Annotated in this window: 20 protein-coding genes and 1 pseudogene; 5 read left to right on the top strand and 16 right to left on the bottom strand. The window is 72.6% G+C overall.

The features are described 5' to 3' along the window. Positions 1–52 precede the first annotated feature (52 nt). The 5 genes from MKK70_RS01190 to MKK70_RS01170 form a co-directional block, all read right to left on the bottom strand. Positions 53–328, bottom strand: coding sequence for a twin-arginine translocase TatA/TatE family subunit (locus MKK70_RS01190; protein ID WP_147727044.1), 276 nt, complete (start codon positions 326–328; stop codon positions 53–55). A 159-nt stretch (positions 329–487) separates the two neighbouring features. Then, a complete protein-coding gene (nagZ, locus tag MKK70_RS01185) occupies positions 488–1495 on the bottom strand; it encodes a beta-N-acetylhexosaminidase (protein WP_147858685.1) in 1008 nt (335 codons plus the stop codon). Positions 1496–1726: 231 nt separating this feature from the next. Next, a complete protein-coding gene (locus tag MKK70_RS01180; protein ID WP_243937490.1) occupies positions 1727–3142 on the bottom strand; it encodes an SPOR domain-containing protein in 1416 nt (471 codons plus the stop codon). 38 nt (positions 3143–3180) lie between these two features. Next, the gene (argS, locus tag MKK70_RS01175; RefSeq protein ID WP_243945494.1) at positions 3181–4941 is read right to left on the bottom strand and encodes an arginine--tRNA ligase; all 1761 of its coding nucleotides are present in this window, start codon (positions 4939–4941) and stop codon (positions 3181–3183) included. An 83-nt stretch (positions 4942–5024) separates the two neighbouring features. Then, on the bottom strand, positions 5025–5510 hold the full coding sequence (locus MKK70_RS01170; protein WP_210246704.1) for an acyl-CoA thioesterase: 486 nt from the start codon (positions 5508–5510) through the stop codon (positions 5025–5027). A 272-nt stretch (positions 5511–5782) separates the two neighbouring features. Here MKK70_RS01170 and rutA point away from each other — a divergent pair, with 272 nt between their 5' ends. Genes rutA through rutD form a run of 4 tightly spaced genes read left to right on the top strand, consistent with a single transcriptional unit; the run spans position 5783 to position 8838 of the window. Continuing rightward, on the top strand, positions 5783–6883 hold the full coding sequence (gene rutA, locus MKK70_RS01165) for a pyrimidine utilization protein A (protein WP_147842930.1): 1101 nt from the start codon (positions 5783–5785) through the stop codon (positions 6881–6883). Next, positions 6883–7626, top strand: coding sequence for a pyrimidine utilization protein B (gene rutB / locus MKK70_RS01160; RefSeq protein ID WP_147727584.1), 744 nt, complete (start codon positions 6883–6885; stop codon positions 7624–7626). The genes rutA and rutB overlap by 1 nt, the downstream gene beginning before the upstream one ends. A 25-nt stretch (positions 7627–7651) precedes the next feature. Further along, positions 7652–8071, top strand: coding sequence for a pyrimidine utilization protein C (gene rutC / locus MKK70_RS01155; protein WP_147727583.1), 420 nt, complete (start codon positions 7652–7654; stop codon positions 8069–8071). Beyond that, positions 8071–8838, top strand: coding sequence for a pyrimidine utilization protein D (rutD, locus tag MKK70_RS01150; protein WP_147727582.1), 768 nt, complete (start codon positions 8071–8073; stop codon positions 8836–8838). Before rutC ends, rutD begins: the two co-directional genes overlap by 1 nt. On the opposite strand, the gene MKK70_RS01145 is transcribed toward rutD, so the two are convergent. Beyond that, positions 8807–10660, bottom strand: a complete 1854-nt coding sequence (locus tag MKK70_RS01145) for an adenine deaminase C-terminal domain-containing protein (RefSeq protein WP_243945492.1) — start codon at positions 10658–10660, stop codon at positions 8807–8809. The genes rutD and MKK70_RS01145 overlap by 32 nt on opposite strands. A gap of 108 nt (positions 10661–10768) precedes the next feature. Between MKK70_RS01145 and hydA the strand changes: the two genes are divergently transcribed. Next, positions 10769–12178, top strand: a complete 1410-nt coding sequence (gene hydA / locus MKK70_RS01140; RefSeq protein WP_243945490.1) for a dihydropyrimidinase — start codon at positions 10769–10771, stop codon at positions 12176–12178. A gap of 3 nt (positions 12179–12181) precedes the next feature. On the opposite strand, the gene MKK70_RS01135 is transcribed toward hydA, so the two are convergent. The 10 genes and pseudogenes from MKK70_RS01135 to MKK70_RS01090 form a co-directional block, all read right to left on the bottom strand. Continuing rightward, the gene (locus tag MKK70_RS01135) at positions 12182–15076 is read right to left on the bottom strand and encodes a molybdopterin-dependent oxidoreductase (protein ID WP_243945488.1); all 2895 of its coding nucleotides are present in this window, start codon (positions 15074–15076) and stop codon (positions 12182–12184) included. Next, positions 15073–15894: an FAD binding domain-containing protein gene (locus MKK70_RS01130; RefSeq protein ID WP_147728322.1), complete on the bottom strand. Its 822-nt coding sequence runs from the start codon at positions 15892–15894 to the stop codon at positions 15073–15075. The genes MKK70_RS01135 and MKK70_RS01130 overlap by 4 nt, the downstream gene beginning before the upstream one ends. Before the next feature lie 42 nt (positions 15895–15936). Next, positions 15937–16956 (bottom strand): biotin-dependent carboxyltransferase family protein, encoded by a 1020-nt coding sequence (locus MKK70_RS01125; RefSeq protein ID WP_147858690.1) that lies wholly within the window; start codon positions 16954–16956, stop codon positions 15937–15939. Then, positions 16953–17708 (bottom strand): 5-oxoprolinase subunit B family protein, encoded by a 756-nt coding sequence (locus tag MKK70_RS01120; protein ID WP_147729887.1) that lies wholly within the window; start codon positions 17706–17708, stop codon positions 16953–16955. The genes MKK70_RS01125 and MKK70_RS01120 overlap by 4 nt, the downstream gene beginning before the upstream one ends. 4 nt (positions 17709–17712) lie before the next feature. Further along, the gene (locus tag MKK70_RS01115) at positions 17713–18474 is read right to left on the bottom strand and encodes a 5-oxoprolinase subunit PxpA (protein ID WP_147843867.1); all 762 of its coding nucleotides are present in this window, start codon (positions 18472–18474) and stop codon (positions 17713–17715) included. A 217-nt stretch (positions 18475–18691) separates the two neighbouring features. Next, the gene (locus MKK70_RS01110) at positions 18692–20242 is read right to left on the bottom strand and encodes a Do family serine endopeptidase (RefSeq protein ID WP_243945486.1); all 1551 of its coding nucleotides are present in this window, start codon (positions 20240–20242) and stop codon (positions 18692–18694) included. 162 nt (positions 20243–20404) lie between these two features. Continuing rightward, on the bottom strand, positions 20405–21100 hold the full coding sequence (locus tag MKK70_RS01105; RefSeq protein ID WP_147858692.1) for a DUF2459 domain-containing protein: 696 nt from the start codon (positions 21098–21100) through the stop codon (positions 20405–20407). Positions 21101–21103: 3 nt separating this feature from the next. Then, entirely contained in the window at positions 21104–23845 is a 2742-nt protein-coding gene (locus MKK70_RS01100; RefSeq protein ID WP_243945484.1) for a valine--tRNA ligase, read from the bottom strand. A gap of 93 nt (positions 23846–23938) precedes the next feature. Next, positions 23939–24514 carry a PopZ family protein gene (locus tag MKK70_RS01095; RefSeq protein WP_187276683.1) on the bottom strand — a complete coding sequence of 192 codons (576 nt, stop codon included), beginning with the start codon at positions 24512–24514 and terminating at the stop codon, positions 23939–23941. 197 nt (positions 24515–24711) lie between these two features. After that, positions 24712–24868 (bottom strand): annotated as a pseudogene (locus MKK70_RS01090) (channel protein TolC); the annotation flags it as partial.

The following is a 24868-nucleotide window of genomic DNA, read 5'->3' as shown; positions in this document are numbered from 1 at the left end:
CCTCGGGAAATGAGCCGTGCCCCCACACGCGGGGGCGCGGGCCCGGGCCTCCTCAGACGGGCTTGCGCTCGCCCTGCGGCAGGTGGCTCGCCGGGATCGCGGTGCCGGGGCTGGTCTCGCCCGCGTGCGGGATGGTGCGGACGGGCTCGGCCGGGGCGACGGGCGGGGTCGCGGCCTGCGTCGGCGCCTCGTCCTCGGCCATGCCCTTCTTGAACGCCTTGATGCCCTTGGCGACGTCGCCCATCAGGTCCGAGACCTTGCCGCGGCCGAACAGCAGCATCACGATGACGGCGACGACGACCCAGTGCCAGATACTCATGCTGCCCATGGCAACCTCCTGCGCCACGGGTCACGCATCGTGAGAGACGTGTCCGCGTCGGCACGTGTCCGCGGTTGAATTTCGGGCAGAACCTAGGGACCGCGCCGGGTTAACACAAGCGGTCAAACCCGGATCGCCCCGGCAATCCCATGCGGGGACCGCGCCCCGTCAGGCGGCCTGCGCTAGGGCCGCGGCGAATTGCGCACGGGCCAGCGGCAGGTCGAGGCCGTCGCGGGCGCCCCCGAGCCGGGCGAGCGCCGCCTCCGCGCGGCGCAGGGCGGCACCGGCCAGCGACGGCGTGCCCTCCGCGACGGCGCGCATCTCGTCCGCGTCGCCGTTGCAGTGGAGCGCCACGTCGATGCCGGCGGCGAAGGCCGCCTCGGCCCGGGTGCGGAACGGCCCGGTCAGGGCATGCATCGACAGGTCGTCGGTCATCAGCAGGCCGTCGAAGCCGATCGCGCCGCGGATCACGTCGGCGATCACGGGCGCCGACTGGGTCGCCGGCCGGTCGGGATCGATCTGCGTGAATACCACGTGGGCGCTCATTGCCATCGGCAGGTCGGCGAGGGCGCGGAAGGGCCGGAAATCCTGGGCCGCGAGGGATTCGAGGCTCGCCTCGACCACCGGCAGGCCGTGGTGGCTGTCGCAGGCGGCGCGGCCGTGCCCGGGGATGTGCTTCATCACCGGCAGCACCCCGCCGGCCATCAGGCCCTCGGCCACCGCCCGGCCGATCTCGGCCACCTGCTGCGGCGTCGTGGCGTAGGCGCGGTCGCCGATGATGTCGTGGGCGCCGGGCTCGGGCACGTCGAGGACGGGCGCGCAGTCGACGTTGATGCCGACGTCGGCGAGGTCGTGCGCCATCAGGCGCGCACCGAGCCGCGCCATCGCGGCGGCCGCCCCGTCGAGCCGGCGGAAGCGCCCGCCGGCCGGGTAGGCCGGCCAGTGCGGCGGCCCCATGCGCTGAACCCGGCCGCCCTCCTGGTCGATCAGGATCGGCGCGTCGTCCCGGCCGATCGTGGCGCGCAGCGACGCGGTCAGCGCCCGGACCTCGTCCGGCGTGCCGATGTTGCGCTTGAACAGGATGAAGCCCCAGGGCCGCACGTCGCGGAAGAACGCGGTCTCGTCCGGCGACAGGGTCTTGCCGGCGCAGCCTAGGATCAGGGCACGGGAGGTCATCGGGGACGGTCTTCCCGGGAGGGTTGGGTTGCGGGCATCGCCTGCCCGGACGAAGAATACGAATCCGTGGCGAGCGTCCGACAGGAGATGCCCGCGCCGCAAGGCCAAACCGCGACGTCTGCCGGACCATCGGTCCGCGCACGCTCGGGTGTTGCGCCGGCGACTCAGGCGCGGCCCCGGCGGATCGCCGATCTCAGGCGATCCGCCGACGCGGGTTTTGTGGAGGCGGGCTCAGTTCTTGGCGACGAAGCACTGTCCGCCGGCGCCCTGAAGCTCGGTGCAGAGGCTCGTGGCTTCCGCCTTGGCCAGCGGCCCGACGCGGACCCGGAAGATCGTCTTGCCGTTGACCTCGGCCTGGCGGATCAGCTCCGGCTTGCCGGCGAGCTGGCTGTACTTGCCCTGCATCTCGCGGAAGGCGGTCTGGGCTTCCTTGGCGCTGGTGCGGACGCCGAGCTGGACCGAGAACCCGCCGACGGCGGCGTTGCTCACGGTCGCCGTCGTGGCCGGGGCCTCGACCGGGACGGCGGCCTCGGGCGCGACGGCGGCGACGCGCTGCGGTGCCTTCGGCTTGGCCGGCGGCGGGACCGCCGCAGCGGGCGTGCGCTCGGGCGCCGGCGGCGCCTGCGTTGCGGCGGGCTGCGAGGGCGGCTGCGCGGTCGCGGTCTGGCTCGGCATCTGCGGCGTCGAAGCCGCCGCCATCCGGCCGGGCTTGGGGCGTGCGGCGGATGCATCGTCGCCCGGCAGCGTCATGGTCGGGACCGGCGAGATCGGGGACGATTCCGCCTGGGCCTCGCGCTGGACCGCCGGGGGCGGGGTGTCCGGCCGGACCACGACGGTGCGGACCTTGCGCGGCTGGCCGAACACGTCGAACGAGGCCGAGCCCGGCGTGAGGTTGGCCGTCTCGCCGCGATCCTGTGCCGGCCGATCCTGCCCTTGCGCCGCGCGGGCGGCCTGGGCCACGTCGAGGGGCTGCTCCTCGCGGTTGACGATGCGGATCTGGCTGTCCTTGGCCTTGGGCTCGTAGATCTGGCGGTTCTGGTCCGGGATCTCGACGCCGTCGGCGACCTTCGGCGCGACCTTCACCGGCGAGGTGTCGGCCTGGATCACCGGCACGCCGCCGCCGCTGCCGCCGCGGCTCAGGCCCTTGTAGGTCAGTGCGCCGGTCACCGCGACGACGACGACGGCGACGCCCGCGCCGACCGTGACCAGCCGCCGGCGCGGCTTCACCCGCTTCAGGCTGCGCTGGTCGTAGGCCTCGGAACCGCCGTCCTGGTAGGTCTGCGCGTCGCCGTAGGCCACCGGCTGGTCGGAGCCGTGGTCGACCGAGGCGAGATACTGGTCGAACGCGTCGGCCGGGGTGTTGCGCTGCGGCTCGGCGTAATCGTTCGGATGATGGGCGGCCTCGTTGCCGAAGCTCGGCTCCTGGCGGCCGCGATGGGCGGACGCCTGGGGGGCGGGCTCGCGCCGGTCGTCGCGGGCGGCGAGGAGGGCGCGGAAAGGATCGTCCTGGCCGACGATGCGGGCGAGTTCCGCCAGCGGGTCGGGCTTCTGCGCGGCAGGTTCGACGGCCCGCGGGGCCGGCGAAGGCTGCTGCAGATCGCGCGCGAAGGCGTCGAAATCGACAGGCGCACGCGAAGCGTTCGTCATGGCAGCATCCTTATCCTACGCCGACTTAGGGGGCGCACTCATCGCATCGCGTCCGGAGCGCTCACGCCAAGCACGGCGAGACCGGATGCCAGGACGCCTCGCAGCGCTTCGATCAGCGCCAGCCTCGCCCGAGTCGACTTTCGGTCGGTTGGATTAACAAACCGTAATTGCGGCAAGTCTTTGCCCTTGTTCCAGAAACTATGCAGGCTGCTCGCCGTTTCATAGAGGTGGAACGCGATCCGGTGCGGTTCGTGGGCGGCGGCGGCCGCCTCCAGCACGCGGGGGTATTGCGCGATCAGCCGCAGCATCTCGGCCTCGCCCTCATCGGACAGCAGCGCGAAGTCCGCATCACCCAGCGCCGCCGCATCGGCGGGATCGAAGTCGGGGAACGCCTCGCGTGCCTGCCGCTGCACCGAGCGGATGCGGGCATGGGCGTACTGGACATAGAAGACCGGGTTGTCCTTCGACTGCTCGACCACCTTGGCGAGGTCGAAATCGAGGGTCGCGTCGTTCTTGCGGTAGAGCATCATGAAGCGGATCGCGTCGCGGCCGACCTCGTCGATGACCTCGCGGAGCGTCACGAACTCGCCCGAGCGCTTGCTCATCTTCACGGGCTCGCCCGCGCGCAACAGCCGCACCAGCTGGCACAGCTTCACGTCGAGGCTCGCCCGCCCGTCGGTGACCGCCTTCACCGCCGCCTGCATGCGCTTGACGTAGCCGCCGTGGTCGGCGCCGAGGACGTCGATCAGCTCGGTGGCGCCGGCGAGGTACTTCGCCCGGTGGTATGCGATGTCGGTGGCGAAGTAGGTGTAGGAGCCGTCCGACTTCAGCAGCGGCCGGTCGGTGTCGTCGCCGAAATCCTTGGTGCGGAACAGGGTCTGCTCGCGGTCCTCCCAATCCTCCGGCACCTGCCCCTTGGGCGGCGGCAGGCGGCCCTCGTAGACGAGGCCCTTCTCGCGCAGCTCCGCGAGCAGCGCCGCGACCGCGCCGCCGCCCTCCCCCTGCAGGGTGCGCTCGGAGAAGAACACATCGTGGTGGATGCCGATCGCGGCGAGGTCCCCGCGGATCATCGCCATCATCTCGGCGATGGCGGTCTCGCGCACCACCGGCAACCATTCGGATTCCGGTTGTCCGAGCAGCGCGCGGCCGTGGGTCTCGGCCAGCGCCTGCCCCACCGGCACGAGGTAGTCGCCGGGATAGAGACCCTCGGGGATCGCCCCGACCTCCTCGCCCAGCGCCTCGCGGTAGCGCAGGTAGGCGGAGCGGGCGAGCACGTCGACCTGCGCGCCGGCGTCGTTGATGTAGTACTCGCGCGTCACCTGCCGGCCGGCGGCGACGAGGAGGTTGGCCAGCGCGTCGCCGAACACCGCCCCGCGGCCGTGCCCGACATGCATCGGGCCGGTCGGGTTGGCCGAGACGTACTCGATGTTGACCCGGCCGCCCGCCATCCGTCCGCGCCCATAGCCAACGGGATCGGCCAGCACGCCGCGCAGAACGCCGTGGAACACGGCGGGCGCGAGGCGCAGGTTGATGAAGCCGGGGCCGGCGACCTCGGCTCCGACCACGCGCGGGTCCGTGCGCAGCTCGGCGGCCAGCGCCTCGCCCAACGCCTTCGGGTTGGTCTTGGCCTCCTTGGCGAGCACCAGGGCGGCGTTGGTGGCGAGGTCGCCGTGGCTCGCGTCGCGCGGCGGCTCGACCACGACCCGGGCGAGGTCGAGGCCTTCGGGCAGCGTCCCGCCGCGGACCAGCGCCTCGACGGCCTCGCGCACGCGCGCCTCGAACAGGGCGAAGATGTTCATGATCGTGTCAAATCCGCTCGCACCGGCGCCCGACGATGCGACGGTGTCTCATCCCCGCGCCATAGCAAGGGGGGGCGGAGGTGTCACGGCAGGGACGGCTCCGCGGCGCTGGTCCACCCTTGCAGAACCGTGCGCAGCGGCTCCGGCAACGCGACGGGCCGGCGGGTGGCGCGGTCGACGTAGACGTGCACGAAGAAGCCCTCGGCCGCGGCCTCGTCGGCGTCGCCGCGGAACAGCCCGATCTCGTAGCGCACGCTCGACCGGCCGATCCGCGCGACGCGCACGCCGGCGGTGACCACGTCCGGGAAGGCGATCGGCGCGTGGTAGCGGCAGCCGGTCTCGACGACGAGGCCGATCACCGGGGATCGCGCGATGTCGAGCACGCCGGCCTCGACCAGCAGGCCGTTCACCGCGGTGTCGAAGAACGCGTAGTAGACCACGTTGTTGACGTGCCCGTAGACGTCGTTGTCGGCCCAGCGCGTGCCGATCGGGACGTGGCGCGGATAGGACGCCCGGTTCGTGGCGGCGCGGAGTGGGGTGGCGGCGTTCGGGGCAGGCGTCTCGCGCATCGCGGCGTCCATCGGGCAGGGCACGTGATGCCCGGTCTACCAGATCGCGGGCGGCGTTTCGCGCATCCGGGCGGCTCGATCCGCACCCGGGATCGCTTCCCGTCTGGGCGGATCGCGCGCATCGCCTGAGCAACCCGCGGAGATTTTGTGCAGAGCCGCGTCCGCGATTTGACGGGCTGGTTCGAGCGGTTACCGTTCCCCGTCTCGGGCCCGCCGCGAGCGGGTCGGGTCGCGTTCGGAAGAGGTGGCCGATGGACGAACCCGCCGCAGCGATGAATGTCGGGGTCTTCATCCCGATCGGCAACAACGGCTGGTTGCTCTCCGAGAATGCTCCGCAATACAAGCCGAGCTTCGCCCTCAACAAGGCGGTGACGTTGAAGGCCGAGGGCTACGGCCTCGACTTCGCCCTGTCGATGATCAAGCTGCGCGGCTTCGGCGGCAAGACCGAGTTCTGGGACCACAACCTCGAATCGTTCACGCTGATGGCCGGGCTCGCCGCCGTCACCTCGCGGATCAAGCTCTACGCCACGGCGCCGACCCTGTGCTTCCCGCCCGCGATCACGGCGCGGATGGCCGCGACGATCGACTCGATCTCCGAGGGACGCTTCGGCCTCAACCTGATCACGGGCTGGCAGAAGCCGGAATATTCGCAGATGGGCCTCTGGCCCGGCGACGCCTTCTTCGCCGACCGGTACCGGTACCTCTCGGAATACGCGCAGATCCTGCGCGAGCTCTGGGAGACCGGGCGCAGCGACCTCAAGGGCCAATACTTCCAGATGGACGATTGCCGCCTGAGCCCGCGGCCGCAAGGTGCGATGAAGGTGATCTGCGCCGGCCAGAGCGAGGCCGGCATGGCCTTCACCGCAACCTACGCCGACTACAATTTCTGCTTCGGCAAGGGCGTGAACACCCCTACCGCCTTCGCGCCGACGGTTGCGCGCCTCGAGGCCGCCAAGGCGAAGACCGGCCGCGACGTCTCCTCCTACGTGCTGTTCATGGTGATCTCCGACGAGACCGACGCCGCCGCTCACGCCAAGTGGGAGCACTACAAGGCGGGCGCGGACCAGGAGGCGATCGCCTGGCTCGGCGTGCAGGGCGCGGCCGACACGAAGTCCGGCGCCGACACCAACGTGCGCCAGATGGCCGACCCGACCTCGGCGGTGAACATCAACATGGGCACCCTCGTCGGCTCGTTCGAGAGCGTGGCGCGGATGCTCGACGCGGTGATGACCGTGCCCGGCACCGGCGGGGTGCTGCTGGTGTTCGACGATTTCCTGAAGGGGCTCGACGATTTCGGGCAGAAGATCCAGCCGCTGATGCAGACCCGCCGACACGTCGCCGCGGCTGCGGCGCCGCTCTCCGAGGTCGCGTGATGGAGGCGCCCGCCGGATACCGCGACGCCGCCGGCCGCTTCGGCGGCGTGACGCTGCCCGCGCGGCCCGAGCCGATCGCCTTCGCGCCCGAGGCCACCGCGCTCATCGTCGTCGACATGCAGAACGCCTACGCGACGAAGGGCGGCTACCTCGATCTGGCCGGCTTCGACGTGTCGCAGACCGGGCCGGTGATCGGCCGCATCGCCGCCGCCGTCGCGGCCGCGCGGGCGGCCGGCATCGTCGTGCTGTGGTTCCAGAACGGATGGGACGCCGACTACGTCGAGGCCGGGGGGCCGGGCTCGCCGAACTGGCACAAATCCAACGCGCTGAAGACCATGCGCCGGCAGCCGGGGCTGAACAGCCGGCTGCTGACCCGCGGCACCTGGGACTACGACCTCGTCGACGCGCTGAAGCCGCAGCCCGGCGACATCGTCATGGGCAAGCCGCGCTACAGCGGCTTCTACAACACGGCGCTCGACAGCACCCTGCGGGCGCGCGGCATCCGCACCCTGGTCTTCACCGGAATCGCCACCAACGTCTGCGTGGAATCGACCCTGCGCGACGGGTTCTTCCTCGAATACTTCGGCATCGTGCTGGCCGACGCCACCCACCAGGCCGGCCCGCCGAGCCTGCAGGAGGGCGCGCTCCTCAACATCGAGACGTTCTTCGGCTGGGTCTCGGACGTGGCGGCCTTCGAGAGGGCCCTCTGTGCCGAGCCGCGTCGCACCGAAGCCGCCGAGTGATCGCCAACGGAAAGTCCCGAACACAATGCCGAAGACCGTCGTGATCCCGCCCGGCACCGGCAAGCCGCTGGCGCCCTACGTGCCCGGAACCCTGGCCGACGGCGTGCTCTACGTCTCGGGCACGCTGCCGCTCGACGCCGACGCCAACGTCGTCCATGTCGGAGACGCCTCGGCCCAGACCCGCCACGTGCTCGAGACGATCAAGGGCGTCGTCGCGGCCGCCGGCGGGACCATGGACGACGTGACCTTCAACCACGTCTTCCTCAAGGACTGGGCCGACTACGCGGCGATCAACGCGGTCTATGCCGAATACTTCCCCGGCGAGAAGCCGGCGCGCTACTGCATCCAGTGCGGGCTGGTGAAGCCGGACGCGCTGGTCGAGATCGCCTCTGTGGCGCATGTCGGCAGGCCGGTCGGCGCGCTCGCCGTCGACACCTCGGTCTGATGCCGGTCCATCACGACGTCGCCGGCGACGGCGCGCGGACCGTCCTGCTCTCGCCGGGGCTCGGCGGGATGGCGGGCTACTTCGCGCCGCAGATGCCCGCGCTGGATCCGCACTTCCGCGTCCTGACCTACGACCATCGCGGCACCGGCCGCTCGAAGGGCCCGCTCGAGCCCGGCCACGACATCGCGGCGATGGCGGAGGACGCGCTGTCGGTCCTCGACGCCACCGGCACCGCGAGGGCGGACGTCGTCGGGCACGCGCTCGGCGGGCTGATCGCGCTGCAATTGGCGCTCAACCACCCGACGCGCGTCGGGCGCATCGTCGTGATCAACGGCTGGGACGCGATCGATTCCGCGACGCTGCGGTGCTTTTCCGCCCGCAAAGCGCTCCTGAACCATGCCGGCCCCGAGGCCTTCGTCCGCGCGCAGGCGATCTTCCTCTATCCCGCCCCGTGGCTGTCCGAGAATGCCGCGCGGGTGGCGGCGGACGAGGCGCATGCGCTGGCGCATTTCCCCGGGCCCGAGACGGTGCTCGCGCGGATCGGCGCGCTGGAGCGCTTCACCCTTGCCGGGCGGCTCGGCGCGATCCCGCACGAGACCCTGGTGATGGCCGCCCGCGACGACGTGCTGGTGCCCTACACCGCCTCCGAACGCCTCGCCGCCGGCCTCGCCAAGGCCCGCCTCGATCTCGTGGCCGAGGGCGGCCACGCCCACAGTGTCACGCGGGCGGAAGCCTTCAACCGGACGCTGCTCGACTTCCTGCTCTGATTGGGCGGAAACTCTTCGAGGCCGGCTCGAACAGCGGCACCTGGCGCATCTCCGGCACCAGCACCAGGCCCCTGTCGGTGATGCGGATCTGCGGGATCACCGAGAGCGGGATCAGGTTGAAGCCCATGTAGGGGATGGTGCAGCCGGCCCGCTCCCAGGCGACCTTCAGGGCGCGGACCTCCTCGGCGACCGCGCCGACGCGCTTGTCCGAGAGCAGGCCCGCCACCGGCAGCGGCACCATCGCGACGACCGCGCCGTCCTCGACCACGCAGACCCCGCCCTGATGCGCCGCGACGGCGTCGACCGCGACCCGCATGTCGGCCTCGTTCAGCCCGGCGACGATGAGGTTGTGCGAATCGTGGCCGACGCTGCTCGCCACCGCGCCGCGCTTCAGCCCGAAGGCGCGCAGCAGCCCGTGCGCGGCGTGGCCGCCGAGCCCATGCCGCTCCACCACGGCGACGTGGCACAGATCGTTCTCGGCGAGCGTCGTCGGCCAGTCTACGGCGGGATCGAGCGTGATGCGCTCGTGGACGAGCTCGATGCCGGGCAGCGTCGTGCGGATCGCGTTGACGGTGCAGGGGGCTTCCGGCAGCGTCGGGATCAGCGACGGCACCGGCACCGGCAGGTGGACGGTGGCGTAGGCGCGCGCCGGGTAGCGGTAGGGGCGCGACAGGGCCGCGTCGAGGCGCGGCGTGATCGTGCGGTTCTCGACCACCAGCTCGCCGCCGTACCAGGTCGATTGCGGCACGAGGTCGTCGTCGAGCAGCACGAGGTCGGCCCGCCGGCCGCCGCCGAGGCCGCCGATCTCGCCGTCGAGGCCGTAGCGCGTCGCGGGGTGCAGCGAGCCCATCGACCAGGCCGCCGGCTTCGGGATGCCCATCCGCACCGCTTCGCGCACCACCCAGTCGAGCCCGTATGCGAGGAGGTCCACGGCGTCGCGGTCGTCGGTGCAGCAGCAGACTCGCTTCCAGGCGGCGCCGTAATCGACCACCGTGCCGATCGCCTTCGGCAGCGAGTGCCACGGCGTCGTCGGCGGCCCGCCGCGCAGGAAGATCCAGATGCCGGCGTCGAGCAGGTCGTCGGCGATGTCGCGGTCGATCGCCTCGTGGGTGTCGGTGACGCCGGACGCGGCGTAGGCGGCGACGAAGTCGCGGCCGTAGATGTGGCCCGAGACCGGGCGCCCGCGCGACAGCGAAGCCGCGATGATCGCGTGGGCGCGGGGATCGCCCTCGGCGACCGCGACGAAATCCATCTTCTCGCCCAGGCCCAAGGCCTCGGGCCAGGCGTCGAACAGGGCGGCGATCTTCTCGGCGGTGAGGTCGCCGCCGGCGGTCTCCAGCTTAGGCGTCGTCGCCGGCACCGTGCTCGGCACGGTGAGGTAGATGTTGAGCGCCGCCGCGCGGGCATCCTCCAGCATCCAGGCGACGCCGTCGGCATCGAGCACGTTGCCGATCTCGTGGCTGTCGCAGACGATCGTCGTCGTGCCGTTCAGAAGTGCCGCCTCGGCGTAGGCGCAGGCGGTGATCATGCTGCTTTCGATGTGCAGATGCGGGTCGACGAGGCCCGGCGCGATCAGCCCGCCGCCCGCATCGAACCGCGCCGCGCCGCCGCGATGGCTGCCGGCGGGCTTCACCGCGGCGATCCGGCCGCCCGCGATCCAGACCTCGCGCTCGGGCAGGATGCGGTCGGAATAGGTCGAGAGCACCCGCGCGCCGGCGATCACGAGGTCCGGCTCGGCCCGGCCCGACGCCACGTCGGCGAGGCGGCGCGTCATCTGCGCGAGCGGCACGACGGAGAAGCGGTTCAGCGGCGCTGGGGACATCGGGTCGGACACTCTCGCGGGCGGATGGAGGCGATCCGGGCACGCATCGTGCCAGGGCGGCCGGACCGGTCGACAGGACCGAGGTTCCACCCGAGAGGCGGCGAAACCATGCCCGACTTCGATCTCGCGATCCGCGGCGGCACCGTCGTCACCGCCGCCGACACGCTGCGTGCCGAGATCGGCATCCGCGACGGCCGCATCGTCGCGGTGGCCGAGCGGGTGGCGGACGCGGCCCGGACCATCGACGCGTCCGGGCTGCTGGTGCTGCCGGGCGGCATCGACAGCCACGTCCACATCGCGCAGCCCTCGGGGCCCGGCATCGTCATGGCCGACGACTTCGCCTCGGCGACGCGGGCGGCCGCCGCCGGCGGCAACACCTGCGTGATGCCGTTCGCGTTGCAGCCGCGCGGCGGCTCCCTGCGCGCGGCGGCCGAGGCCTATCGCGGTCTGGCCGAGGGGCAATGCCACGTCGACGCGGCGATCCACCTGATCGTCTCGGACCCGACCGAGGCGGTGCTCGGGCAGGAGCTGCCGGCGCTGATCGCCGCCGGCTACACCTCGTTCAAGGTCTTCATGACGTACGACGACTTGGTCCTGAACGACCGGCAGATCCTCGACGTGTTCGACGTCGCCCGGCGCGAGGGCGCCCGCGTGATGGTCCATGCCGAGGGCTACGACGCGATCCGCTACCTCGGCGAGCGCCTGGAGAAGGCCGGGGAGACCCGGCCCTTCGGCCATGCGCTGTCGCGGCCGCAACCGGTCGAGCGCGAGGCGGCGCATCGGGCGATCAGCCATGCCGAGCTGGTCGACCTGCCGATCGTCATCGTCCACGTCTCGGGCGAGCAGGCGATGGAGCAGATCGCGTGGGCGCAGGGGCGCGGCCTGAAGATCCATGCCGAGACCTGCCCGCAATACCTGACGCTGACGGCCGAGGACATGAAGGGGATCGGCGACGACCCGATGTCGGGCGCGAAGTACGTCTGCTCGCCGCCGCCGCGGGATGCCGCGAGCCAGGCGGCGATCTGGTCCGGCCTGCAGCGCGGGATCTTCGACGTGGTCTCCTCCGACCATTGCCCGTTCCGCTACGACGACCCCCAGGGCAAGCTCAACCCGCGCGCAAGAACCTCCTTCCGCTGGATCCCGAACGGCATCCCCGGCATCGAGACCCGGCTGCCGGTGCTCTTCTCCGAGGGCGTGTCGAAGGGGCGGATCTCGCTGAACCAGTTCGCCGCGCTCACCGCGACGAACCACGCGAAGCTCTACGGCCTGTATCCGAAGAAAGGCTCGATCGGCCCCGGCTTCGACGCCGACCTGACCCTGTGGGACCCAAACCGCCGCGAGACGATCACGCAGGCGGCGCTCCATCACGGCGCCGACTACACCCCCTGGGAGGGGTTTTCGGTGACCGGCTGGCCGGTGATGACGATCGCGCGCGGGCAGGTTGTCGCCGAGGACGGCCGGGTGCTGTCCGTGCCGGGCCAGGGCCGCGTGCTCGACCGGAGCATCGTGCCGGGCTGAAGGTCAGGCCGCCCCGACATCCCGAAAGATCCGGTCCGGCGCGAACGGCGTCGCGGTGAGCCGCGCGCCGGTCGCGTCGCGGATCGCGTTGGCGAGCGCCGGGGCGACCGGGTTGAACGGGCTCTCGCTCATCGATTTCGCGCCGAGCGGGCCGATGCTGTCGTGGGTGTCGGCGAACAGCACCTCGGTCGCCGGCACGTCGGCGCAGGCCGGGATGTGGTAGTTCCGGAACGTCTGGGTGATCACGCGGCCGGCCTCGTCGAGACGCACGTCCTCGTACAGCGCCGCGCCGAGGGCCTGCGCGACGCCGCCCTCGACCTGCCCGCGGCACTGCATCGGGTTGATCACGCGGCCGGCATCGGCCGCGTGGACGCTGCGCAGGATCCGGACCTCGCCGGTCCCCGGATGCACGGCGACCCGGAACGCCTGGACGTTGAAGGCGACCGAGCGCGGCGAGCCGTCGGCCCGGCCTTCCGCTTCGAGCGGACCCTCGGCGATGAGGTCGGCCAACGCGATGCGGCCCCCCGGAACGATCACGTGGTCGCCCTCGAGGCGGCAGTCGGCGGCCGCGGCGCCCGCCTGCGCCGCCGCCCGGGTCAGGATCGCGCGGGCGAGCGCCTCCGCCGCGTTCAGCGTCGCGCGACCCGCCACGACGATGCCGGTGCTGCCGTAGGCGCCGGTGTCGTGGCCGACCGCGTCGGTGTCGGAGGCGCGGATGCGGATGCGGTCCGGCGCGGTGCCGAGGGCGGCGGCCGCGATCTGCGCATGCACGGTGGTGGTGCCGTTGCCGAACTCCGCGGTGCCGACCAGAAGCTCGTAGACGGCGCCGTCGGAAGGGTCGCCATCACCGCGACGGACCCCCTCTCCCGTGCGGTGGAGGGCTGGGGTGAGGGACGAGGACGCGCCGGAGAGGCCACGCCCCTCACCCTGTCCCTCTCCGCCTGGGAGAAGGGACCCGCGATCGGATGGCCCGGACAGGGAAAGCCGGATGCGCGCGTCCGAAAAATGCCCGCGCGGGGGGATCGTGTCGATCATCGCCATCGCCATGCCCTCGCCGACACGCCAGCCCTCCGGAGCCGGGTCGCCGCCGGGGGCCGCCATCGCGCGCTCGGCGAGGTCGAGGCACTGGTCAAGGCCGTAGCTGCCGTATTCGACGTCGTGCGGCTCTAGGCTGGTCGAGACCATCGGGTCGCCGGGCCGCACCGCGTTGCGGCGGCGCATCGCGTAAGGGTCGAGGCCGAGGTCGCGGGCGAGCTCGTCCATCGCCGATTCGACGGCGAAGATCGTCTGGCTGAGGCCGTAGCCGCGGAAGGCGCCGGCCGGCAGGGTGTGGGTGTAGACGGCGTAGCCGTCGACGCGCTTGTTCGGGCAGCGATAGGCGCCGATCACCTCGTTGGTGCCGTGGTGGAGCACGCCGCCGGCATGGTTGCCGTAGGCCCCGGTGTTCGAGACGACGTCGAGCTGGATCGCGGTGAGCGTGCCGTCGGCTCGCGCGCCGAGCTTTACCCGGACCCGCATCGGATGGCGGGTGGTGGTGGCGGTGAACTGCTCCTGGCGGGTGAGCTCCCACTTCACCGGGCGCCCGGTGCGGAGCACCGCCAGCGCGACGAGATCCTCGGTCAGCATCTCCTGCTTGCCGCCGAACCCGCCGCCGACGCGGGCCGCCATCACCCGCACCTGCGATCGGTCGAGGTCGAACAGCGTGCAGAGCGCGTCGCGGGTCAGGAACGGCACCTGCGTCGAGGAGCGGATCACGAGGCGGCCGTCCGCGTCCCGCCAGCCGATCGCGCCGTGGGTCTCGAGATGGGCGTGCTGCACCCGTTGCGAGAGGTAGGTGCCCTCGTGGATGCGGTGCGCCTCGGCAAAACCCGCCTCGACGTCGCCGACCAGGCCGTGCGCCTCGGCCGCGAGGTTCGCGCGGAACGCCTGCGGCGGCGCGTCCGCCCCCGACACGACCCCGCCGTGGACTCGCGTCGCGTCGGGCCGCATCGCATCCTCCGGGTCGAACACCGCCGGCAACGGCTCGTAGGCGACAGCGAGCGCCCACACGCCGGCCTCGGCCGCGGCTTCCGTCTCGGCGACCACCGCGGCGACGCGCTGGCCGACGAAGCGGACGGTGTCGTCGAGCACGCGGGTGTCGGGCGCGTCGTCGGCCGGGTTCTCGTGCCGGCCGGTGGAGAAGCGCAGGTTCGGCACGTCCGCATAAGTGAGCACCGCGACGACGCCCGGGAGCGCCAGGGCCGCCGCGCGATCGATCGCGACGATCCGCGCGTGCGCGTGGTCTGAGCGCAGCACCCGCATGTGCAGCAGGCCCGGCATGGCGAGGTCGAAGGTGTAGCCGGCGCGGCCCGACACGATGTCCGGCGCCGCGGGCGCCGGCACGCTGCGCCCGATCGGGTCGCTCGCGGTCGCCGCCTCGGCCGAGGCGATGCCGGCGATGGCGTCGCGGATGGCGCGGTAGCCGGTGCAGCGGCAGAGATTGCCCTTCAGCGCCGCGCCGAGGTCGCGCTTCTGGCCCTGGTCGAGGGACGCCGCCGTCATGATCATCCCGGGCGTGCAGAAGCCGCACTGAAAGCCCTGGGCCGCGACGAAGGCCGCCTGCATCGGGTGCAGCGGGTCCGGCGCCCGATCCGGCGCCCGGTCCGGCACCCCCTGCCCCGGCCGGCACGGGCCGGACAGCCCCTCGATGGTGGTGACGCTGCGCCCCTCGGCCCGGAACGCCGGCAGCAGGCAGCTGTGGATCGGCTCGCCGTCGAGGTGGACCGTGCAGGCGCCGCAATCGCCGGCGTCGCACCCCTTCTTGACGCCGAACCAGCCCTGCTCGCGCAGCAGCGTGCGCAGGCACTGGCCGGGACGCGGCGCCACCTCCTCGGCATGGCCGTTGACGACGATCCTCATGCGCCCTCGCTGAGCTCGGCCCGAATCTCCTCGGCGAGCAGGCCGGTGACGTGGTGGCGCCAATCCGGCGCGCCGTGCACGTCGTCGTACCAGAGCGCGTCGTCGATCCGCGTTGCGATCGCGTCGGCGAGGTCGCGGGCGCTCGGCGGCGCCGGGAAGACGAGGCGCACCGGGCGGCGGGTCGAGGCCGTGACGGTGACGACGCGCGTGCCGTCGGCGTCCCGCGTGCCGATCAGCAGGGCGCCGGAGCGGCCGTTCGGGCTCAGCGAGATCCGGCGGAAGGCCGCGCGCCGCTTGAGGGCCGAGGCCGGCATGTCGAGGCGCAGCAGGACCTCGTCCGGGGCGAGCGCGGTCGCCTGCGGCCCGAGCACGAACTCGGCCACCGCCATCCGGCGCTCGCCGCCCGCGCCGGTGCGGATGGTGCAGACGCCGTCGAGCGCCACGGCGAGCGCGATCATCGGCCCGGCGGGCAGCGCAAGGCAGAGGTTGCCGCCCACGGTCGCCCGGTTCCAGATCTTGAACGAGCCGAGCAGCGCCCGGCAGCTCTGCCCGACGAGCGGCGCGGCGATCCAGGCGGGCGGCAGCTCGATCCGGTCCAGCTCGGCGATCGTGCAGGTGGCCGACAGGCTCAAGCCCGCTTCGGTCGCCGCGCTCGGCGGAAGCGCCAGGGCGGTGAGGTCGATCAGCCGCGCGAGATGCGGCTGCGGCTCCGAGAACAGCCAGGTGCCGCCGGCGAGCCACGCGTCGCCCGCGCGCCAGCCCGGCAGCGAGCCGGGCTCCCGCGGGGTGAGGACCGAGCTGATCGTATCGAGATCCATGCGGCTGCGCCCAAGCAAGTCTTCGTCCAACCGCCTAAGCGATCACCCACGTGCGTCGACGACGCCGTCCACGAGGTTGAGCCCAAGCAGCAGCTCCGACGGGAATGCGGTGCGGACCACCGGCTCCACCCGAATCTCGGGCGCGAGGCACGCGGCCTCCGCCCTGCGGGCCGCGACGGCGTCCGCGATCGAGACCGCGGCGAAGCGCAGCCGCGTGCCGGCCTGGGCCTGGGCGAGCCGCCCGAGGTCGGGGCCGATCACCGTGGCGATCTTCGGGTAGCCGCCGGTCGATTGCCGGTCGGCCATCAGCACGATCGGCAGCCCCTCGCCCGGCACCTGAATCGCGCCCATGGCGATGCCGTCGGAGACGATGTCGTGGCCGCGTGCATGGGTCAGGCGCGGGCCGTCGAGGAAGCAGGCCATGCGGTCGCCGCGCCCGGCGACCGTCCACGGGCCGTCGAGGAACGCCGCGATCTGGTCCGCCGCGAAGGCGTCGTCCTGCGGCCCGAGCACGACGCGGATCGTGTCGGCCGGCCGGTCGAGCCAGGGCGCGACCAGGGCCTGCGGATCGCCGGCGCCGGCGCGCGCCGCGTCGATCGCGAGGCTGTCGCCGGCCGCCAGCGCGCGGCCATCGAGGCCGCCGAGGCCGGACCGGGTGTGGGTCGCGGTCGAGCCGAGCACCGGCGCGACGGCGATGCGTCCGCACACCGCGAGGTAGCACCATGACCCGGCCGAGCCCGCCCGCACCGCGAGCGTCCGGCCGGGCTCCAGCGTCAGCGCGACGGCGGCCGGCAGCGCCTGGCCGTCGAGGGCGATGCGGAAGCCCGTGCTCGCCAGGACGAGGCCGAGCGGGCCGCCCTTCGCCGCGACGGTGATGCCGCCGGCCGAGACCTCGATCGCCGTGGCGCCGGGCGGGTTGCCGGCGGCGCGGTTGGCGGTGTCGAAGGCGAGCGCGTCCATCGGCCCGGCAGAGGTGATGCCGTAGCGCAGGTATCCGTGGCGCCCGGCATCCTGCAGCGTCACGCTCGGCCCGGCGGCGAGGATCGCGAGGCGCGGGCTCACGGCGCCGGGTCCCCGGCATAGGCTTCGCGCCGGGCCACGACCTCGCCGGCTGCGGCGCGCCGCTCCAGGGCCGAAAAGGTCGCGGCGTCCACCGGCGCGAAGCGGATGCGGTCGCCGGCGGCGACCGGGAAGGTCTCGTCGCGCTCGGGCGCGTAGAGCCGGGCCGGGGTCCGCGCGATGACGTACCAGCCGGTCGGCATCGGCACGGTGCCGATTGCGGCGAGCCCTCCGCCGACGAGGAGCGCGTTGGCCGGATGCGGCGGGCGGGGCTTTGCCCGGCGCGGCACCGCCAGTTCCCTCGGCAGGCCGCCGAGATAGGCGAAGCCCGGCGCGAACCCGTACATGTAGACCCGGTAGGTCGCCCCCGCATGCAGGCCTGCCACCCGCGCCGCGGAAAGGCCGGTGCGCTCGGCGATGGCGGCGACGTCCTCGCCGCAGGGCTCGCCCGCGCTGGTCTCGGCATAGCAGCAGGGCAGCGTCCAGAGCGTCGGCGCGGCCCGGCCCGCACCGGCAGCGTCCGCGAGCGCGACGACCCGCGCGGCAAGCGCCGCGCGATCGAGCACGAGCGGATCGTAGTGCATCATCAGCGAGCGGTAGGTCGGCACGGTCTCGTGGAGGCCGGCGGGCGGGTCGGCGCGCAGGGCGTCGTCGAGCGCCAGCACCCGGTCGTTGATCGCCGGATCGACCGCGCTGCCGAACTCGGCGACGAGCGCCGCCTCCCCGGCATCGAGCAGGCGCGGAGGCGGTCCCACCTCTTCAGGCCCGGAACGGGGCGAGGCGGATGCCGGCGCCCTCGAGCCGGTCGCGCACCGCCCGGGCGGTGGCGACCGCGTGCGCGGAATCGCCGTGGACGCAGACCGAGCGGATTGGCGTCGGCAGGCGGGTGCCCTGCGCGGTGACGATCGCGCCGGCCTCTACCATGGCGAGGACGCGGCCGGCGGCCTCCTCCGCGCCGTCGATCATCGCCCCGGGCCGGCCGCGGGCGATCAGCTGGCCGTCCTCGGCGTAGCCCCGGTCGGCGAAGATCTCCTGGTGGACCTCGAGGCCCGCCGCCTCGCCGGCCGGCACCTGCGCCGTCAGCGCGATGGCCAGCAGCGCCAGGTCGCGGTCGACCGCGCGCACGGCCCGGGCGATCGCGTCGGCGACGTCGCGCTCGGCGGCTGCGAGGTTGGCGAGCGCCCCGTGCGCCTTCACGTAGGCGATGCGATGACCTGCGTAAGCGGCGAGCGCCTGGGCGGCGCCGATCTGATAGGCGACGAGTCGCTCGATCTCGGGCGCGGTGAAGGGCATCCGCCGCCGCCCGAACCCCCAGAGGTCGGGAAAGCCCGGATGGGCACCCACGGCGACGCCGTTCGCCTTCGCCCGCGCGAAGGTCTCGGCCATGATCTCCGGGTCGCCCGCATGCATCCCGCAGGCGACGTTGGCCGAGGTGACGATGGCGAGCATCGCCGCGTCGTCGCCGCAGGCATAGGCGCCGAAGCCCTCGCCGAGATCGGAGTTCAGGTCGACGCTCGCCATCCGGTCGCGGATCCCGTGGAGTTCGCGGAGCCGACTATAGCGCGCCCGGAAACGGATTCCGAAGCAGGCCCCGGCCGATCCGGTTCAAGATCCGTTCCATCGGCGCGAGCGAGCGGTCACGACGAGACGGCACCGGCCGAACGCGTCCGCGTCCTGCCGATGCCGTGCGTGGGTCGATCGGGATCGCCGGGGGCGAGGCCCCGGCGCGCGTGTCGGATCAGCCGTCGTTCTTGGTCAGCGAGATCGCGACGAAGCGGGTCACGCCCTTGCTGCTCTTCACCCGCATCAGCACCGCCTTGCGCCCGCTGGATTCGGCCGTGCGGATCTGCTCGGCGACCTCGGAGGGGCGGGTCACGCTCTTGCCGGCCACGTCGAGGATGACGTCGCCCTGCTCGATGCCCTTGGCGGCGGCCGGGCCGTCCGGATCGACCTGGACCACCGCGACGCCGCTGTCGGACAGGCCGACCTCCGCCGCCGGCGCCAGGCTCAGCCCGAGCCGCGGCTGGCCGCCGGCCATGCCGGTGTCCGAGGAGGCCACCTTCGACCCGTCGGTCGGGAGCGCGCCCAGCGTGATCGTCGCGTTGTCGGACTTGCCGCCGCGGAGATAGGCGATCTCAACCTTGGCGCCGGGCTTCAGCCCCGCGATCTTGCGGGACAGCTCCTTGGCGTCGTTGATCGGGTTGCCGTTGACCGACTCGATCACGTCGCCGGACTTGAGGCCGGCCTTGGCCGCCGGCGTGCCGTCCTCGGCGTGATCGATCAGGGCGCCCTTCGGCTTGGCCATGCCGAGCCCCTCGGCGATGTCCTGCGTCACCGGCTGGACCTGCACGCCGAGATAGCCGCGGGCGACCTTGCCGTCGGTCTTGAGCTGATCGACCACCGCCTGCACGGTCTCGGCGGGGATGGCGAAGGCGAGGCCGACGCTGCCGCCCGACGGCGAGGCGATGGCGGTGTTCACGCCCACGACCTCGCCGTTGACGTTGAAGGTCGGGCCGCCGGAATTGCCCTTGTTGATCGGCGCGTCGATCTGCAGGAAGTCGTCGTACGGGCCGGCGCCGATGTCGCGGCCGCGGGCCGAGACGATGCCGGCGGTCACCGTGCCGCCGAGGCCGAACGGGTTGCCGATCGCCACCACCCAGTCGCCGACCCGCGGGGCCGCCTTGCCGAACTGGACGTAGGGGTAGCTGCCGGAATCCTTGATCTTCAGGAGCGCGATGTCGGTCTTGGAATCCTTGCCGATCACCTTGGCGTCCAGCGTCCGGCCGTCGTCGAGCGTCACCTGCACGGTCTTGGCGTGGTCGACGACGTGGTTGTTGGTCACGACGTAGCCGTCGGCGGAGATGATGAAGCCGGAGCCGACGGCGCCGCGCGGGCCCTGGTGCTGCGGCTGCATGCCGGGCGGTCCACCGTTCGGGCCGTTCTGGCCGAAGCGCTTGAAGAACTCGCGCAGCTGCGGCGGCACGTTCTGCAGGTTCTGGCCCTGCTGGCCGCTCGGGCCGTCCTCGTCGTCGCTGGAAGCGGAGTCGTCGAGCTTCACCTTCACCGAGACGACGCCCGGCTTCACCTTGTCGACGATGTTGGCGAACGAGCCCGGCGGGTGCTCCGGCGCGGCGATCGGGGATTGCGGCAGCGCCTGGGCGAGGGCCGGCGTGGCGGCCGGCAGATAGCCGCTGCCGAGGGCGCCGCCCGCGATGAGAGCGGCGGCGGCGACCGAGGCCAGGGCCCGGCGGCTGGTGCGGGCGGTGGTGCGGGTCTGCGGAACGGACATGCGACAAGTCTCCGGGGACATCTTCGGCGCCGCCGGCTCGGCGGGCGATGACCCTGTCCTAAGGCCCGGCGCCTCACCCGCCCGTGACGGGCGCATTACCGTTTCGACAGGTTGGCCGGACGCCGCCGGGCCGACGACGGCGCGCGCAGCGTGGCGCGAGCGTCACGGGACCGCCGTCGCGCCGGAGCGCCATTCGAGATCGAGGATGAGCCCGCGCGGCAGCGTCGCGAGCACCGGCGCGACGGGCAGGCCGGCCGCGTTGACGAGGCCGGCGGTCCAGTGGTTGCACACGTTGGTCCAGGAGAACCGGCCTGCGCCCCGGTAGAACAGGCTCGGCCCGTAGAGGCCGGGGCCGACGTCGACCGGATGGCCGCCGGCGAGCGCGAAGCCGGTTTCCAGCCGCGCGAGGAGCTTTTCCAGCCCGGCGGCCGAGACCGGGATCGCCAGGATGTCGGCGTGCGGAAAGCTCGCGCGTGGGTTCGCGTCGAGGCCGACCACCTGGATCACGCCGTCGCTGCCGCCGGGCGTGAACAGGGCGCCGAGCGCCAGCCGCCAGTCGAACTCCGCCAGCGTCGGCGTCGCCGCGTAGAACCGGGCCTCGCCCCAGCCGAACTCGAGCGTCGGGTAGGCGCGGAACCGCACGGCGATGTCGCGGAGCGCCGGCCCCGCCCCCGGCCCCGTCAGCGCCGCGACCGGAAGCGCGATCCCGCTGTGCCAGCCGTGGCTGACCACGTGGATCACCTGCGGCGCCGCCTCCGCGGGCGGATAGAGGGCCGGGTCGCCCGGCCGCGCCGTGAGGATCACGGCAAGGACGAGCGCTCCGACGATGCCGGCCAGCGCCTTCGCCAGCCGGCGCAAGGCTCAGGACGCCGGGTCGCTCAACCGCGCCAGCGCCTCCTGAAGCTTGGCCAGCCGCTCGGCCTCGGCCTCGCGCCGCTCGCGGCTCTCCTCGATCACCTCCTCGGGGGCGCGCGCCACGAAGTCGGCGTTCCCGAGCTTGCCGTCGAGCTTCCTGATCTCGCCCTCGGCCTTGGCGGCCTCCTTCTTCAGGCGCGCCACCTCGGCGCCGAGGTCGACGATGCCCTCCAGCGGCAGGGCCGCGACGCTGCCGCGGACCAGCAGTTGCACCGCGTTCTTCGGCGCGGCGTCGGCGAACCCGATCTCGGAGAGGCGGGCGAGGCGCACCAGCGTGTCGTGCCAGGCGCCGATCCGCGCCCGCACCGCCGCATCGGCCCCGACGATCACCAGCGGAACCTGCGCGCCGGCCGGAACCCCGGTCTCGGAGCGGGCCGAGCGCACCTCGGAGACGAGGTCGACCACGAAGCCGATCTCGGTCTCGGCCTCGGCATCCGCCAGCCCCGACAGGTCGGGCCAGGGCTGGAGCGTGAGCAGGCCGCGATCGGGCAGCGCCGCGCCCTTGATCGCCCACAGCTCCTCGGTGAGGAACGGCATGAACGGATGCAGCAGCTTCGCGATCTGGTCGATCAGGAAGGCGATGGTCGCTTGCGTCTCGCCCTTCAGCGCCGGGTCGACGCCCTCGCCCTGGAGCACGGGCTTGGCCAGCTCGATCGTCCAGTCGCAGAAGATGTTCCAGACGAAGCGGTAGGCGGCGGCCGCCGCGTCGTTGAAGCGGTAGGCCTCCAGAGCGGCGGTGACCTCGGCGACGGCACGCGCGGCCTCCCCGAGCGCCCAGCGGTTCAGCGGCTCCCGCACCGCCTTCGGATCGAAGGCGGGATCGAGGGCGCAGCCGTTCATCTCGGCGAAGCGCGCGGCGTTCCAGAGCTTCGTCGCGAAGTTGCGGTACCCTTCCACGCGGGCCGGGCTGAGCTTGATGTCGCGCCCCTGCGCGGCGAGCGCCGTCAGGGTGAAGCGCAGCGCGTCGGCGCCGTACTGGTCGATCAGCCCGAGCGGGTCGACGACGTTGCCCTTCGACTTCGACATCTTGGCGCCGGAGGCGTCGCGCACCAGCGTGTGCAGGTAGACCGTGTCGAACGGGACCTCGTCGGTGACGTGCAGGCCGAGCATCATCATGCGGGCGACCCAGAAGAACAGGATGTCCTTGCCGGTCACCAGCGTGTTGGTCGGGTAGTAGCGCGCGAGCTCGGCGGTCTTCTCCGGCCAGCCCAGCGTCGAGAACGGCCACAGGGCGGAGGAGAACCAGGTGTCGAGGACGTCCTCGTCGCGGCGCAACGCGACCGGCGAGCCCTGCTTGGCCGCGGCCTGCGCCTCGGCTTCCGCCTCGCTGCCGGCGACGTAGATGCCACCCTCCGCGTCGTACCAGACCGGGATCTGGTGACCCCACCAGAGCTGGCGCGAGATGCACCACGGCTCGATGTTCTCGAGCCACTGGAAGAAGGTCTTCTCGGAATTCTCCGGCAGGAAGCGCGTGCGCCCGTCGCGCACCGCCTGAAGCGCGCGCTCGGCCAGCGGCTTCACGTTCACGTACCACTGGTCGGTCAGGTAGGGCTCGATCACCACGCCCGAGCGGTCGCCGTGCGGGACGGCGTGGGTGTTGGCTTCGATCTCGCGCAGGCGTCCCGCCGCCTCCATCAGCGCGACGACGGCCTTGCGGGCCGCGAACCGGTCGAGGCCGTGGAGGGCCAGCGCCTCCGCATCCGGGTTCGCGTCGGCCAGGAAGTCGGCGTTGCCGTCGAGTGCGATCCGCGCCTCGCTGTCCAGGATGTTGATCGGCCGGCAGCCGTGGCGACGGCCGACCTCGAAGTCGTTGAAGTCGTGCGCGGGCGTGATCTTGACCGCGCCGGTGCCCTTCTCGGGATCGGAATAGTCGTCGGCGACGATCGGGATCAGGCGCCCGACCAGCGGCAGGCGCACGTGCTTGCCGACGAGCGCGGCGTAGCGCTCGTCCTCGGGGTGGACGGCGACGGCGGTGTCGCCGAGCATGGTCTCGGGGCGCGTCGTGGCGACCGTGATGATGTCGCCCGTCTCGATGCCGGCCGCGTCCACCACCGGATAGTCGAAGTGCCAGAGGTGGCCCTTCACCTCGACCTGCTGGACCTCGAGGTCCGAGATCGCGGTCTGGAACTTCGGGTCCCAGTTCACGAGGCGCTTGTCGCGGTAGATCAGCCCCTGCGCGTGCAGGTCGACGAACACCTTCGTGACCGCGCGGACCATCTGCTCGTCGGGCGCGCCGCGCTCGCCCATGGTGAAGCGCTCGCGCGACCAGTCGCAGGAGGCGCCGAGCCGCTTCAGCTGCGAGACGATCGCGCCGCCCGATTCCGCCTTCCAGGCCCACACCTTGTCGAGGAAGGCCGCGCGGCCGATCTCGCGGCGGCCCGGCTCCTGCGCCTCCATCATGCGGCGCTCGACCACCATCTGCGTGGCGATGCCGGCATGGTCCATGCCCGGCTGCCACAGCACGTCGCGGCCGCGCATCCGCTCGAAGCGGGCGAGGATGTCCTGCAGCGTGTTGTTGAGGGCGTGGCCGATATGCAGCGAGCCCGTCACGTTGGGCGGCGGGATGACGATGCAGTACGGCCCGGCACCGGCCCGGTCGGGCCGCCCGGCGCGGAACGCGTCGGCGCTCGTCCACGCGGCGCTGGCGCGCGCCTCGGCGCCGGCCGGGTCGAAGGTCTTGTCCATCATGGGCGGGCGATCGCGGGTCCGTCTCGAGAATTTCGAGCCCGCTTTCAACCCGTCACGGGCCTCCCGTCAACACGGGCGGCGACACGCGCGACCTCAGCGGCCGCGGGCGACCCGCTCGATCTCGACGCGCACCAGCCGCTCGACCATCACCGGCAGGTTGTCGTCGAGCCAGGCCTTGAGCATCGGCTTCAGCATGTCCTGGACGAGGTCTTCCAGGCTGCGCGCGTTCTGGCTCGACACCGTGTTGGCGAGCAGGTTGAAGGCCTGGTTGACGCTGGCGCCGGCCGCGGACGAGATCAGCCCGGGCTCCGGCGCGGGGTCGGGCCTGCGCGCCGGCTCCGGCGCGGCGGCCCGCGGCGCGGGGGCCGGCTCGGGCTCGGGCTCCGGCTCCATCGCGTCGAAATCGATCGCGTCGAAATCGAGCGTTTCGAGCTCCAGCGGCACCGGCTTGGCGGCCGGGCGCGGCGGCGGCGCGGGTTCTTCCATCTCGGCAAGGTCGAGCACGTCGTCGTTCTCGTGCGAGGGGGGGCGAACCGCGGCCGGCTCGGGCGGCTTCACCGCCTGATCGTCGGCGATGATCCGGCGGATCGACGCCAGGATCTCCTCCATGGAGGGCTCGTGCGCCTTCTCCGCCGCCTTGTCCTGGATCTTGGGGCTCGCTGCACTCATCCGGACGGCGCTCGAGAAGGTGGGAGGGACGAAAAACGGCTGTCGAATGGAGTATTCCACGCCGCGCGCACGCGACAAGCGCAGCCGGAGCACAGTCCTCGGGAAATCACCCGCCGGGCGCCGTTATTCCGCCTGCCCGTATTCCGCTTGCCCGCGCCCGCCGGAACCCTCGGGTCGCGGGCGCGAATCACGCCGCCTCAGCGGCCGTCCGGCGAGCGGACGCCGTACCAGAGATCCTTGACCTGGTCGTAGTGGACCTTGGCGCTGTAGACCGCCACCGGCACCGCGGTGTAGCGCACCGTCAGACGGCCGATCGCCTGGACCACGCCGTAGGAGAAGATCACCCGGTCGCGC

Source organism: Methylobacterium sp. E-041 (assembly GCF_022829665.1).
Lineage (GTDB): Bacteria > Pseudomonadota > Alphaproteobacteria > Rhizobiales > Beijerinckiaceae > Methylobacterium.
Note: the sequence above shows the minus strand (reverse complement) of the source record. Positions and strands in the feature narration are given on the sequence as shown.

Bases quoted from the DNA above. Each gene is read 5' to 3' on its own strand.
- MKK70_RS01190 (WP_147727044.1), bottom strand. From the start codon at position 328: ATGGGCAGCATGAGTATCTGGCACTGGGTCGTCGTCGCCGTCATCGTG.
- nagZ (WP_147858685.1), bottom strand. From the start codon at position 1,495: ATGACCTCCCGTGCCCTGATCCTAGGCTGCGCCGGCAAGACCCTGTCG.
- MKK70_RS01180 (WP_243937490.1), bottom strand. From the start codon at position 3,142: ATGACGAACGCTTCGCGTGCGCCTGTCGATTTCGACGCCTTCGCGCGC.
- argS (WP_243945494.1), bottom strand. From the start codon at position 4,941: ATGAACATCTTCGCCCTGTTCGAGGCGCGCGTGCGCGAGGCCGTCGAG.
- MKK70_RS01170 (WP_210246704.1), bottom strand. From the start codon at position 5,510: ATGCGCGAGACGCCTGCCCCGAACGCCGCCACCCCACTCCGCGCCGCC.
- rutA (WP_147842930.1), top strand. From the start codon at position 5,783: ATGAATGTCGGGGTCTTCATCCCGATCGGCAACAACGGCTGGTTGCTC.
- rutB (WP_147727584.1), top strand. From the start codon at position 6,883: ATGGAGGCGCCCGCCGGATACCGCGACGCCGCCGGCCGCTTCGGCGGC.
- rutC (WP_147727583.1), top strand. From the start codon at position 7,652: ATGCCGAAGACCGTCGTGATCCCGCCCGGCACCGGCAAGCCGCTGGCG.
- rutD (WP_147727582.1), top strand. From the start codon at position 8,071: ATGCCGGTCCATCACGACGTCGCCGGCGACGGCGCGCGGACCGTCCTG.
- MKK70_RS01145 (WP_243945492.1), bottom strand. From the start codon at position 10,660: ATGTCCCCAGCGCCGCTGAACCGCTTCTCCGTCGTGCCGCTCGCGCAG.
- hydA (WP_243945490.1), top strand. From the start codon at position 10,769: ATGCCCGACTTCGATCTCGCGATCCGCGGCGGCACCGTCGTCACCGCC.
- MKK70_RS01135 (WP_243945488.1), bottom strand. From the start codon at position 15,076: ATGAGGATCGTCGTCAACGGCCATGCCGAGGAGGTGGCGCCGCGTCCC.
- MKK70_RS01130 (WP_147728322.1), bottom strand. From the start codon at position 15,894: ATGGATCTCGATACGATCAGCTCGGTCCTCACCCCGCGGGAGCCCGGC.
- MKK70_RS01115 (WP_147843867.1), bottom strand. From the start codon at position 18,474: ATGGCGAGCGTCGACCTGAACTCCGATCTCGGCGAGGGCTTCGGCGCC.
- MKK70_RS01110 (WP_243945486.1), bottom strand. From the start codon at position 20,242: ATGTCCGTTCCGCAGACCCGCACCACCGCCCGCACCAGCCGCCGGGCC.
- MKK70_RS01100 (WP_243945484.1), bottom strand. From the start codon at position 23,845: ATGATGGACAAGACCTTCGACCCGGCCGGCGCCGAGGCGCGCGCCAGC.
- MKK70_RS01095 (WP_187276683.1), bottom strand. From the start codon at position 24,514: ATGAGTGCAGCGAGCCCCAAGATCCAGGACAAGGCGGCGGAGAAGGCG.